Annotated in this window: 9 protein-coding genes; 4 read left to right on the forward strand and 5 right to left on the reverse strand. The window is 72.1% G+C overall.

Features of this window, described 5'->3' with window-relative positions; all coding sequences use genetic code 11:
• Nucleotides 1-187: 187 nt before the first annotated feature.
• Together purU and ABZ896_RS20835 are read right to left on the reverse strand one after the other, a co-directional pair.
• Complete coding sequence (gene purU / locus ABZ896_RS20830) at nucleotides 188-1,069, reverse strand: formyltetrahydrofolate deformylase (protein ID WP_360930854.1); 882 nt, start codon at nucleotides 1,067-1,069, stop codon at nucleotides 188-190.
• A 67-nt stretch (nucleotides 1,070-1,136) separates the two neighbouring features.
• Nucleotides 1,137-1,637: a hypothetical protein gene (locus ABZ896_RS20835; RefSeq protein WP_360930857.1), complete on the reverse strand. Its 501-nt coding sequence runs from the start codon at nucleotides 1,635-1,637 to the stop codon at nucleotides 1,137-1,139.
• Nucleotides 1,638-1,754: 117 nt separating this feature from the next.
• Here ABZ896_RS20835 and ABZ896_RS20840 point away from each other — a divergent pair, with 117 nt between their 5' ends.
• Nucleotides 1,755-3,095 (forward strand): ABC transporter substrate-binding protein, encoded by a 1,341-nt coding sequence (locus tag ABZ896_RS20840; protein ID WP_360930860.1) that lies wholly within the window; start codon nucleotides 1,755-1,757, stop codon nucleotides 3,093-3,095.
• Between the two features lie 34 nt (nucleotides 3,096-3,129).
• Here the strand turns inward: ABZ896_RS20840 and ABZ896_RS20845 are convergent, their stop codons facing one another.
• Nucleotides 3,130-4,926 carry a hypothetical protein gene (locus tag ABZ896_RS20845; protein ID WP_360931007.1) on the reverse strand — a complete coding sequence of 599 codons (1,797 nt, stop codon included), beginning with the start codon at nucleotides 4,924-4,926 and terminating at the stop codon, nucleotides 3,130-3,132.
• A 700-nt stretch (nucleotides 4,927-5,626) separates the two neighbouring features.
• On the reverse strand, nucleotides 5,627-7,012 hold the full coding sequence (locus tag ABZ896_RS20850) for a transcriptional regulator (protein WP_360930863.1): 1,386 nt from the start codon (nucleotides 7,010-7,012) through the stop codon (nucleotides 5,627-5,629).
• Between the two features lie 336 nt (nucleotides 7,013-7,348).
• Here ABZ896_RS20850 and ABZ896_RS20855 point away from each other — a divergent pair, with 336 nt between their 5' ends.
• Genes ABZ896_RS20855 through ABZ896_RS20865 form a run of 3 tightly spaced genes read left to right on the forward strand, consistent with a single transcriptional unit; the run spans nucleotide 7,349 to nucleotide 10,434 of the window.
• Nucleotides 7,349-8,011 carry a bifunctional DNA primase/polymerase gene (locus ABZ896_RS20855; RefSeq protein ID WP_360930865.1) on the forward strand — a complete coding sequence of 221 codons (663 nt, stop codon included), beginning with the start codon at nucleotides 7,349-7,351 and terminating at the stop codon, nucleotides 8,009-8,011.
• 24 nt (nucleotides 8,012-8,035) lie between these two features.
• Nucleotides 8,036-8,806: an ABC transporter ATP-binding protein gene (locus tag ABZ896_RS20860; RefSeq protein WP_360930868.1), complete on the forward strand. Its 771-nt coding sequence runs from the start codon at nucleotides 8,036-8,038 to the stop codon at nucleotides 8,804-8,806.
• Between the two features lie 26 nt (nucleotides 8,807-8,832).
• Complete coding sequence (locus ABZ896_RS20865; RefSeq protein WP_360930871.1) at nucleotides 8,833-10,434, forward strand: transporter; 1,602 nt, start codon at nucleotides 8,833-8,835, stop codon at nucleotides 10,432-10,434.
• Nucleotides 10,435-10,460: 26 nt separating this feature from the next.
• Here the strand turns inward: ABZ896_RS20865 and ABZ896_RS20870 are convergent, their stop codons facing one another.
• Nucleotides 10,461-11,390 carry an alpha/beta hydrolase gene (locus ABZ896_RS20870; protein WP_360930874.1) on the reverse strand — a complete coding sequence of 310 codons (930 nt, stop codon included), beginning with the start codon at nucleotides 11,388-11,390 and terminating at the stop codon, nucleotides 10,461-10,463.
• Nucleotides 11,391-11,407: the final 17 nt, after the last annotated feature.

Here is an 11,407-nt window from a genome sequence, read left to right on the forward strand (position 1 = left end):
GGCGCCGTCGCGGCTCACCACGACGGGGAGCACGTGGCCCGCCCGTGCCAGGGAGCATCGGCCGCCCACGGGGTCTTCCCCGCGACCGACTAAAAGACGTCCACTGCAGCTTTTTTAGGGGCGCGGGGAACTGCGCGAGCAACCACGAACCACCCGCAGCCGCCCGACAACACGAACCCCCGAGCTCCTAGGCGAACACCACCGTCCGCCGCCCGTTCAAAAGAATCCGACGCTCAGCGTGCCACTTCACGGCCCGCGCCAGCGCCTGGCACTCCACATCCCGCCCGATCGCCACCAGCTGATCCGGCGTGACATCGTGCCCCACCCGCTCGACCTCCTGCTCGATGATCGGCCCCTCGTCGAGGTCGGCGGTGACGTAGTGCGCCGTCGCCCCGATCAGCTTCACACCGCGCGCATGCGCCTGGTGATACGGCTTCGCGCCCTTGAAGCTCGGCAGGAACGAGTGGTGGATGTTGATGATCCGCCCGCTCAACTGCTTGCACAGGTCGTCGGAGAGCACCTGCATGTACCGGGCGAGGACGACCAGCTCGACCCCCTGCTCCCGCACCAGCTCCAGCAGCCGCGCCTCCGCCTCGGCCTTGTTCTCCCGCGTGACCGGAATGTGGTGGAAGGGAACGTCGTACGACCCCACGAGTTCGGCGAAGTCGGTGTGGTTGGACACCACGGCCGCGATGTCGACCGGCAGCGCCCCGATCCGCGCCCGGAACAGCAGGTCGTTGAGGCAGTGCCCGAACTTGCTGACCATGAGTACGACCCGCATCCGGTCCGAGGCCCGGTGGATCTGCCAGTCCATGCGGAAGGAGTCGCCGATCGCCGCGAAGCTGGCCCGCAGCTTCTCCACGGTCACCGGCGTCTCCGCCGAGAAGTGCACGCGCATGAAGAACAGACCCGTGTCCCGGTCGCCGAACTGCTGGCTGTCCTCGATGTTGCAGCCGGTCATGAAGAGGTAGCTCGACACGGCGTGCACGATGCCCTGCTTGTCGGGGCAGGACAGGGTCAGGACGTACTGCTCGGCCGGTTCGGCGGCGGGAGTGGACTGCGCGTTCATGCCGGACAGGGTCTCATGACCGTATGAACGCGACGAAAGGCGTCCGCCATGCGGCCCGCGTCATGGTCTACGCGGCCCGCGTCATGATCCGCAGCACTTCCAGGGTCCGGGGCGGGGTGTCGGGTTCCTCGCCGTCGCTCGCCGACAGGCGTACGTGCGCGTCGCGCGCCGCCCGTACGGCTTCCGGCCAGTTCTCGTGGCCGAGGTAGGCGGAGACGGGGGCGTCCGGGCCGACCTGGTGCATGATCCGCAGCACCCGCAGCACGGCGGTGTCGACGAGGGCCGCCTCCTGGGAGTCCCGGAAGATCGTGCCGACGTACTTCTCGGCGGACCAGCTGTCCAGCCAGGTGTCCTCGACGAGGCGGTACACGGCGTCGGTGACGTCCCCGTACCCCTCGACTCCGGCCAGCCAGACGTTCTGCTGGAACTGTGGGTCGGAGAGCATGTGCAGCGCGGAGCGCACATTGCTGCGCCAGCGCCACCACGGCATGTCGTTCAGTGGCATGCCGCCCATGGTGGAGGAGCGACGGCCGCGACGGGAAGAGTTCTCCGAACCTTGCACGGTCATCGATCGTACGTTCTCCCTCACACCGGCCTCGCAGCCCCCTCCTGTTCACCGTCACGTCACTGTTCGTTGACCCAGGGTCACACCCGGGTTGGTGATGTGACGGAAGCGTGTGTGCCCATGACCGGTAGGCGACGCGACCGCAGCACCTTCCTCCCCCTGCACCACCGGCCCGTCAGAGCCACCGCCCGCGCGGCGGGGGCCCTGGCGGCGTGCGCGTCGCTCGCCGCCGGCTGCGGGGTCGTCCCCGGTACCACGGGGGGTGCGGGGGACGGCCCGATCAAGGTCATGACCTGGGCGCCGTCGGAGACCAGCGCCACCAACAAGCCCGGCATGCCCGCCTTCGCCCTGGCCTACGCCCGCTGGATCAACGCCAAGGGCGGCATCAACGGCCGTAAGCTCACCGTCCTGACCTGCAACGACCACAACGACGGCGTGACCGCCGCGAAGTGCGCCCGGCGCGCGGTCAAGGAGAACGTCGCCGCGGTCGTCGGCTCCTACAGCCAGTACGGCGACTCCTTCTTCCCGGCCCTGGAGGGCGCGGGCATCCCCTACATAGGCGGCTACGGCGTCACCAACGCCGAGTTCACCAGCCCGCTCTCCTACCCGGTCAACGGCGGCCAGCCGACCCTGCTGGCCGGCCTCGGCAAGGAGCTGGCGCGGGCCTGCGGCGCCGTGAGTCTCGTACGGCCGGACAACATCGCGGGCGACGAGCTGCCCGTGCTGCTGGACGCGGGCCTGACCTCGGGCGGACACGCGGAGGCGACGGACCTGCCGGCGGCGGACGACGCCAGCGAGTACTCGGCGCAGTCGACGCGGGCGCTCAAGAACGCGACCTCGAAGAGCACGTCCGCCGCCGCCGCGAAGGACGGCTGTGTGGTGCCCGCGCTCGGCGACCGCACCAGCACCTTCATGGACTCCTTCCGGCGCGACCGCGAGGACTACCCGGGCGTGCGGACCGCCATGACGATGGGCAGCGTCGACCAGACGGTCCTCAACACCTCCGGCGGACGGTCCGGGCCGTACGAGGGCTCGTACATCACCGGCTGGTACCCGCCGGCCAGCGACGCCCGCTGGGACGCGATGAAGAAGGTCGTCAGCGAGGAGGCCTTCGACGACAACCGCATCGACGCGGCGGACACCGGTGTGCAGACCACCTGGATCGCGTACACCGTGTTCACGAAGGTCGTCGAGTCGCTGGGCAGCGGGGAGGTCTCCGCGGACACCGTGCGCAGCGCGCTCAACGACGGTCTCAAGATCGACACGGGCGGGCTGACGCCCGTCCTGCGCTGGAACACCTCCGGCGGCTTCAGCGCCCGCGACGGCCTCTCCGCCGCGGGCTTCCCCCGGATGGTGAACGCCGACGTGACCCTCCAGGTGGTCCGTCAGGGTCAACTGGTGTCGGCCCACAAGGGCTTCACCGATGTGACGACGACGCTGCAGAACGCGGACATCGACTAGGACCCGGCCGGTCGGCGGTCGGTCGGTGGGCCGCTCAGAGCTGGGTCGCCGAGCGCTCCGTCAGGCCGTACTTGCGGGCGATGGCGTTCCAGAGCTTGGCCGCCTCCGCCTTCTCCTGGCTGGCCGTTCCGCTGGCCCGGTTGCCGGCCTGGGTCTGGCCGGTGGTGCGGGCCTGGCCCTTCTTGCAGCCCTTCTTGCCGGCCGTCTGGTCGGCCCAGGCCGCGTAGTGGTTGTCGGCGGACGCGGACGCCTGCCAGGCCTGGGTCAGCGCGGACGTCAGCTCCGCGTGGCTCGGCAACTGGTCCACGGCCACGGTCTTGAGCCGGGTCACCAGTTCGGTGCGCTGCTTGGCCGCGTCCCGCAGGTCCTGGGCGGCCTGGCCGAGGTTCTTGCAGGACTTCACGTCGGCGACCGCGTTGATCACCGCGGAACGGCTGTTGCCGCTGTCGGCGAGCAGCTTGTCCAGCTCCACGGCCTGCGCCTTCGCCGCGTCGGCGGACGGCGAGGCGGAGCCGTCGGTCGCGGGGGCGGTGGCGGAGACGGTCTGGTTCTTGTCGCCGTCCTTGTCGCCCCCGCCGCCGGCGAGCAGCGCGCCCGCGCCGATGCCGAGGGCGATGATGCCGACGCCGACCGCCGCGAGGAGCGGGACACGGGACTTACGGCTGCCGCCGTCGTCGTACCGGCCGTCGTCGTGACCGCCGGGTCCCGGGGGGACGTACGCGGGCTGCGGGTAGCCGTAGCCACCGGACTGGGACTGAGGCTGGGGGTAGCCGTACCCGGACTGGGGCTGCGGGTAGCCGTAGCCGGGGGCCGCCTCGGGCTGCGCGTACCGCGGGATCTGCTGGGTGGCCCCGGCCGCGCCGTCCGCACCGGACGCGCTGCGGAAGAGGTTGTCGAAGTCGGACGGCGGCTGCCGGTCTCCGCCGTAGGGGGCGGGGCCGGGGCCCCCGGGGACGGGCGGGATGAACTGGGTGGCCTGGGAGTCGGGGTGGCCGGGGACGGCCTGCGGCAGCGGACCTGCATCCGCACCGCTACCGGGTACGGCGGCTCCCGGTCGGCCCGGGTACCCCGCGGGCGACTCGGGCGGCAGCGCGCCGGGGCCCACGGGCGGGAGGTACTGGGTGACACCCTCGCTGGCGGCGGCCGGGACCGGGGGGATGTACTGCGTGGCGCCCTCGTCGGCGGGGGGCAGGGGGGCGGAGGGGGATGCGCCGGGAGCGCCGGGCGGGTAGGCGCCGGAGGCGGGAGCGCCGGGCGGATACGCGCCGGAGGCTGAGGCGGGCGTGCCGGGCGGGGCGGAAGCGGCAGCGCCGGGCGGGTAGGCGCCCGGGGCGGAAGCGGGCGTGCCGGGTGAGGGGGCGCCGAAGGCGGAGGCAGGAGCCCCGGGTGAAGGTGCGCCGGAGGCGGGAGCGCCGAACGCGGGTGTGCCAGGGGCCGGAGCGGCGGGTGCGTGCGGATAGGCGGCCTGCGCGCCGGGCGTGGGCTCACCGGAGGCGGAGGCGGCGCCGTACGCGGCCACCTGGCCCTCCTGGGCGGGGAGCGGCTGCGACTGCGGCGCGGGGGCCGACGGCAGGGGCTGACCCACCGGCGGGAGGTAGTAGGACGTCGGCTCGTTCGTGTCGAAGGCCGGGGGCTGCGGCGGCGGCTGGATGCCGTGGCCCACAGCTGGTGGCTGCGGTTGCGCGCCGTGGCCCGCGGCGGCGGACTGCGGCTGCTGCGGGACACCGCCCGCGCCGGGGGCGTTGTACGTCGCCACCTGCCCCTCCTGCGCCGGGAGCGGCTGCGCCTGCGGCGCCGAGGACGACGGGAGCGGCTGGCCGACCGGCGGCAAGTAGTACGACGTGGGTTCGTTCGTGTCATAGCCCGCGGGCTGGGACGGCGTGCCGGCCGGCTGCTGCGGGGTGCCCCAGGTCTGCGTGGCTGGCTGCGGCCAGTCCTGCGCGGGCGGCTGGTCCGGGCTCTGCTGGTCGGGACCCCAGGGCGTACCCCAGGACTGGGCGCCGGTCGGAGCCGCGCCGGGCTGCTGGTCGTACGGCGTGCTGGGCGCCGCGGCGGATCCGTCCCCCTGGTGGGGGGCGCCGTAACCGCCCTGCGGGCCGTAACCGGGCTGCGGGGCCCCGTAACCGCCCTGCGCGGACGGGAACTGCGAGCCGTCGGAGCCGCCCTGCGCGGACGGGGACTGCGGGGCGCCGTAAACAGGCTGCGGGCCGCCGTACCCGCCCGCGCGGCCCGCGCTCGTGCCCGTCTGTCCCGGCAGCAGGGGCTCCCCACCGTCCGAGGGCAGGATTATGCCCTCGCGCGGCTCCTCGCCGTGTCCACTCTGCTTCACCGGGACTCCTGCTTATGGGGGAACTTCGGAATCGTCGGCTCACGCTACCGGGTCCCCCGAGCCCGGTGCCACGCAGCACAGGACTAGACCTGCGTCCCTGTGACCGCCGTAACAGATCCGGGCCCGTATGCGCTCTTCTGGCTCTCCTTTCACCGCCGATGCGTAAGTTTCCCGGACGTTCACACCCTCGTCGGCGCCCGTTTCACGCCGCCGCCTGGAGCTCAAGGCGCGCCCCGAACTCCCGTACCACCGGCTCCTCCCGGAAGGGTTCGAGGCGTTGTTGGAAGTCGTCGAGATACTCGGCGCCCCGGTTGGAGCGCAGGGTCTCCAGCAACTCCACCGCTTTGAGGCCGGTTTGGCAGGCCTGCTCGACCTCGCGCTGCTGCACCTGCGCGCTGGCGAGCAGGACGTAACCGATCGCGCGCCGGCGCGCCTTGGTCTCGGGAAGCCCGTCGAGGGACTCCTGCGCGCACCGGGCCGCCGCGTCGGCCTGGCCGAGGTCGCGGTGGCAGTGGGCCAACTCGTCGGCGAGGTAGGCCTCGTCGAAGTGTGCGATCCACGCCGGGTCGTCCCCGGAGGACGCGTCCGCCGCCTCCAGCGCGTGCACCGCCCGCCCCGACGCCGACTGCGCGGCCCGCGCGTCACCCATCAGCGCGTGCCCGCGCGCCTCCGCCGCGAAGAACATCGCCTCCGCGCGCGGTGTCACGCGACCACGCGCCCCTTCCTGCGCCGCCCGCGCCAACTGGGCGATCTCCCGCGGGTTTCCGAGCTGCGCGGCGAGGTGGCTCATGGACGCGGCGAGCACATAGCCGCCGTAACCGCGGTCGCCCGCCGCCTGCGCGAGCCGCAGCGCCTGGATGTAGTACCGCTGGGCCAGGCCCGGTTGCCCGGTGTCGACGGCCATGTAGCCGGCAAGCTCCGTCAACCGCGCGACCGCGGCGAACAGTTCACGACCGACGGCCTCCCGGTACGACCCGGCGAGGAGTCCGGAGACCACGCTGTTGAGGTAGTGCACGACGACCGGGCGCACATGCCCGCTGCCGTACTGGTGGTCGAGGTCCGTGAGGGCCTGGGTCATCGCGCGCACGGCGGCCACGTCCGACTGCCCGACCCGGGGGCCGGAGGCGCGCGCCACTTGTGAATCCGGTGAGGAAATGAGCCAGTCGCGGCTGGGTTCGACCAGCGCGGAGGCGGCGACGGAGGAGCCGGACAGGAAGTCCCGGCGGCCCACGTCACTGCGCCACAGCTCACACACCTGCTCGATGGCGCCCAGTACCGTCGGCGAGAACTGGAGGCCCACACCCGAGGCGAGGTTCTTGCCGTTGGCCATGCCGATCTCGTCGATCGTGACCGTACGGCCGAGCTTGCGGCCCAGTGCCTCCGCGATGATCGCGGGTGCCCGGCCCCGCGGCTGCTGTCCGCGCAGCCAACGGGCCACGGACGTCTTGTCGTAGCGCAGATCGAGGCCGTGCTCCGCGCCGCACATGTTGACGCGGCGGGCGAGCCCGGCGTTCGAGCACCCCGCCTCCTGGATGAGCGCCTGCAGCCGTTCGTTCGGCTGCCGCGCGACAAGCGGCCTTGCGGCCATTGGCGTACCCCCTGTGGCTGCGGTGCCTGCCCACGCACCGAGTTGACGTGTCTTCCCTTCGCCGGGGCCCGTCGTTGTGAACGATGTCGCGGAACGACATCGGTGTGAACGAAAAGTTCCGGCCGTGAAGATCAATGCCCCGCCAGGACGGCTAAAATGCGAGGCATGCGAGGATTGCCGGGGTAAAGGCGGAAGCCGACCCCGTTTGTGCGTACCCAGCCCACGCCCCGGTTCCTCCCGCGCGCCCCCACACGTGCATCCATGCGCCCCAGATGCCGAATCAATGCTCCTCCCCCGCGCGCGCTACAGCCGTAACCCGAGGTGGGCGCGGGAGTTGTGTTGAGCGTGGAAGAGACGATCGTCGGCAACGAAGCCGCCCAGATTCCGAAGCAGCGAGGCGAATCGCTGCTGGAGACAGCCGTACGATACGCCGAGGAGCGCCACTGGGACGTCTTCCCCGGCACTTGGCTGGAAGCCGTCGACGGGGTGCAGCGCTGCTCCTGCGGCGACGCCGCGTGCGCCGTGCCCGGTGCGCATCCCTCGCGGGACGACTGGGCGACGCAGGCCACCGGCAGTGCGACCGTCGCGCGCCGGTTGTGGCAGAAGCTGCCGTCGGCTTCGATCCTGCTGCCTACGGGGCGTACGTTCGACGCGATCTCCGTACGGGACACCGCGGGGTTCCTCGCGCTGGCCCGCATGGAGCGCATGGAGTTGACGCTGGGTCCCGTGACGTTGACGCCGGATCGTCGGATGCACTTCTTCGTGCTGCCGGGGGCTGCGGCGAAGGTGCCGGATCTGGTGCGGCGGTTGGGGTGGGCGCCTACCTCGCTGGATCTCGTGGTGCTGGGAGAGGGTTCGTTCGTTGCGGCGCCTCCGACCCGGTACGGGTCTTCTGGGGCCGTGCAGTGGGCTTGTCGGCCCACTGCGGCCAATCGGTGGTTGCCGGATGCCGAGGAGTTGATCTCGCCGCTTGCCTATGCGTGCGGGCGGGATCGGTAGCTTGCGCCCCTAGGGTTGGCGTCTATGACGTCGGCTGTGAGTGTGCGTGGGCTCTGGAAGCGGTTTGGGCAGCAGGTTGCCGTTGCCGGCATTGATCTGGAGCTGCCCGCCGGTCAGTTCATCGGGCTTGTCGGGCCCAATGGGGCCGGGAAGACCACCACGCTCTCCATGGTGACCGGGCTTCTGCGGCCCGATCAGGGGGCCGTGTCGGTCGTCGGGCACGACGTGTGGCAGGACCCCGTGGCCGTCAAGGCGCGGATCGGGGTCCTGCCCGAGGGGCTGCGGCTGTTCGAGCGGCTGTCCGGGCGTGAACTGCTCGGCTACAGCGGGCGGTTGCGCGGACTGCCCGGTGCCGAGGTGGACAAGCGGGCCGGGCAGCTGCTCGATGTGCTGGATCTCGCGGGGGCCCAGCACAAGCTCGTCGTCGACTACTCGACCGGCATGCGCAAGAAGATCGGGCTCGCCGCGGCCCTGCTGCACAATCCCGAAGTCCTGTTCCTGGACGAGCCGTTCGAGGGTGTCGACCCGGTCTCCGCGCAGATCATCCGGGGCGTCCTGGAGCGGTACACCGCCTCCGGCGCCACCGTCGTCTTCTCCTCGCACGTCATGGAGCTCGTCGAGTCGCTGTGCGACTGGGTCGCCGTCATGGCCGCCGGACGGATCCGGGCCCACGGGCCGCTCGACGCGGTGCGCGGTTCCGCGCCCTCGCTCCAGCACGCGTTCCTCGAACTCGTCGGGGCACAGGGCCGGGACGCCGGTGCCGACCTCGACTGGCTGGGCGGCGGGGCGCGATGACTCCGGCGGACATGACTCCGGCCGCAATGACTCCGGCCGCAACGACGGACGTGACCTCCGTCGTCGTACGACTGAAGCTGTCGCTGTTGCGCAACGGGCTGCGGCAGTCGACCGAGCGGCAGACCGTGTACATCGTCACGGCCGTCGTCGTCCTGATCGTCTCCGTGCTCCAGATGCTCGGGATGATCGCGCTGCGCGGCAACACGCACGCCGCTTCCGTGGCCGTCCCGTTGGCGCTGGTGCTCGCGGTGGGGTGGGCGGTGATGCCGCTGTTCTTCCCGGGCGGCGACGAGACGCTCGACCCGACCCGCCTGGTGATGCTCCCGCTGCGGCCCCGGCCGTTGGTGCGGGCGCTGTTGGTGGCCTCGCTGGTGGGCGTAGGGCCGGTGTTCACGCTCTGCCTGCTCGTCGGATCCGTGATCGCGGTCGCGCACGGCTTCGTCGCGTACGTCGTCTCGGTCGTCGGGGTCGTGCTCGCGCTGCTGGTCTGCGTGGCCCTCGCGCGGGCCGTCGCCACCGCCAACACCCGGCTGCTGACCAGCCGCAAGGGCCGTGACCTCGCGGTGCTGAGCGGACTGGTGATCGCGATCGGGGCGCAGGTCGTCAACTTCGGTGCGCAGAAGCTCGGTTCGGGCGGACTGGGGCAACTCGACGGTCCCGCCGAGGTGTTGCGGTGGGTGCCGCCCGCGTCGGCGATCGGCGCGGTCGACTCGGCGAGCGAGGGGTCGTACGGCGTCGCGCTCCTCCAACTCGCCCTGTCCGCCGCCGCTTTGGCGGGCCTGATCGGGCTCTGGACCCGGCATCTGACCCGGCTGATGGCCTCGCCCGACGGCTCCACACTGCCCTCCGCCGAGGGCGCCGCCCGGGAGCGGGCCTCGACCGGACTCGCCCGGCTGCTGCCTCCCGGGCGCACCGGCACGGTCATGGAACGCAGCCTGCGCTATGTGTGGCGCGACCCCAAGACCAAGGCGGCGTGGGTGACTTCGCTGGCGATCGGGCTGATCGTGCCGGTGTTCAACGCGGTGCAGGGCACGGGGTCGATCTACTTCTCGTGCTTCGCGGCGGGGATGCTCGGGGTGCAGATGTACAACCAGTTCGGGCAGGACACGTCCGCGTTCTGGATGGTCGCGACGACGATCTCCTCGACCCGGGACGCGTACGTCGAACTCCGGGCCCGCGCACTGGCGTTGCTGGTGATCACCCTGCCGTACGCCACCCTCGTCACCGTCCTGACGACCGCGCTGGTCGACGACTGGCCCAAGCTGCCCGAGGTGCTCGGTCTGTCCTTCGCGCTGCTCGGCGCGATGCTGGCGACCGGGGCGTGGACGTCGGCCCGCTTCCCCTACTCGATCCCCTCCGAGGGCTACAAGAACGTGGCGCCGGGCCAGTCGGGCCTCGCCGCCGCGGCCGTGGTCGGCGGCATGGTCTCGGCCGCGCTGCTCTGCGCCCCGGTGATCGCCCTGACGATCTGGGCGAACGTCAGCAGGGACGGGGAGCAGTGGAGCCGGCTGCTGCTGCCGGTAGGCGCGGTGTACGGGGCGGTGGTGACGGTGGCGGGGCTGCGGCTGGCCGCGCCACGGACGGCTCGGCAGCTGCCGGAGATCCTGCTGGCGGTCAGCAAGGGGTGACGCGGCCGACCCCGCGACGCCCCGCGTCAGTCCCGGCCCACCCCGTCCGCACCCTCTGCCCCGTCCACGCCCTCCGCCCCGTCCGCACCCTCCAGTCCGTCCAGGAACGGCTCTATCGCCGCGCGCCACGCCTCCGGCTGGTCGTAGTGGACGAGGTGGCCCGCGTCGGCGACCTCCGCGTACTCGCCGCGGGGCAGGACACGGACCATCTCCTGGGCCTCGGCGCGGCCGAGTTCGCCGTCGAGGCCGCGGACGACCAGGGCGGGGCACCGCACCTGGGTGAGTTCCTCCCAGTGGGCGTCGTAGACCCAGGTCTCGCGGGACTGGAGCATCTGCTCGGGGTCGAAGACGGGCCGCCAGCCGTCGGGGGACTCGGCCATCACCTCGACGTAGAACTCCCCGCGGGCCGCGTTGGGCCGCTCCACCCAGGGGTCGTCCTCGCCGAACCACTTGCGTACGTCGGCGAGGGTGGCGAAGGGCACGGGCCAGGACTTGAACCACTCGCCCCACTCCCGCTGCGAGGCCGAGCCGAGCGCGGAGGCCCGCATGTCGCAGATGATCACCCCGCGGACCAGGTCGGGGCGGCGGGCGGCGAGCTGCCAGGCGGTCAGGGCGCCCATCGCGTGTCCGATGAGGACGACCGGGGCGAGGTCCAGCTGTTCGAGTGCGGCTTCGGCGTCCTCGACGTACGCGTCACGGGTGAAGGAGGCCCGCGGGGGCTTGTCGCTCTGGCCGTGTCCGCGCTGGTCGAGCGCGACGGCGCGGTACCGCTCGGAGAGCCAGCGGGCGGTGGACGCCCAGTGCGAGGCGCGGCCCATCAGGCCGTGGAGTAACAGCACCCCGGGAGATCGTTTCTCCGCCACGGTCGCCGTCGGGTCGGACTTGGGAGGGTCACCGAACTCCCAGGCCGCGAGACGTACACCGCCCGCTCCGGTCACGTCGATGCGCCGCGCCATTGGCACCCCCCTAGCTC

Source organism: Streptomyces sp. NPDC047072, from assembly GCF_040643855.1.
Classification (GTDB): Bacteria; Actinomycetota; Actinomycetes; order Streptomycetales; family Streptomycetaceae; genus Streptomyces.

Excerpts from the sequence above, each read along its gene's own strand:
- purU (WP_360930854.1), bottom strand. The coding sequence starts at position 1,069 with ATGAACGCGCAGTCCACTCCCGCCGCCGAACCGGCCGAGCAGTACGTC.
- ABZ896_RS20835 (WP_360930857.1), bottom strand. The coding sequence starts at position 1,637 with ATGACCGTGCAAGGTTCGGAGAACTCTTCCCGTCGCGGCCGTCGCTCC.
- ABZ896_RS20840 (WP_360930860.1), top strand. The coding sequence starts at position 1,755 with ATGACCGGTAGGCGACGCGACCGCAGCACCTTCCTCCCCCTGCACCAC.
- ABZ896_RS20850 (WP_360930863.1), bottom strand. The coding sequence starts at position 7,012 with ATGGCCGCAAGGCCGCTTGTCGCGCGGCAGCCGAACGAACGGCTGCAG.
- ABZ896_RS20860 (WP_360930868.1), top strand. The coding sequence starts at position 8,036 with ATGACGTCGGCTGTGAGTGTGCGTGGGCTCTGGAAGCGGTTTGGGCAG.
- ABZ896_RS20865 (WP_360930871.1), top strand. The coding sequence starts at position 8,833 with ATGACTCCGGCCGCAACGACGGACGTGACCTCCGTCGTCGTACGACTG.
- ABZ896_RS20870 (WP_360930874.1), bottom strand. The coding sequence starts at position 11,390 with ATGGCGCGGCGCATCGACGTGACCGGAGCGGGCGGTGTACGTCTCGCG.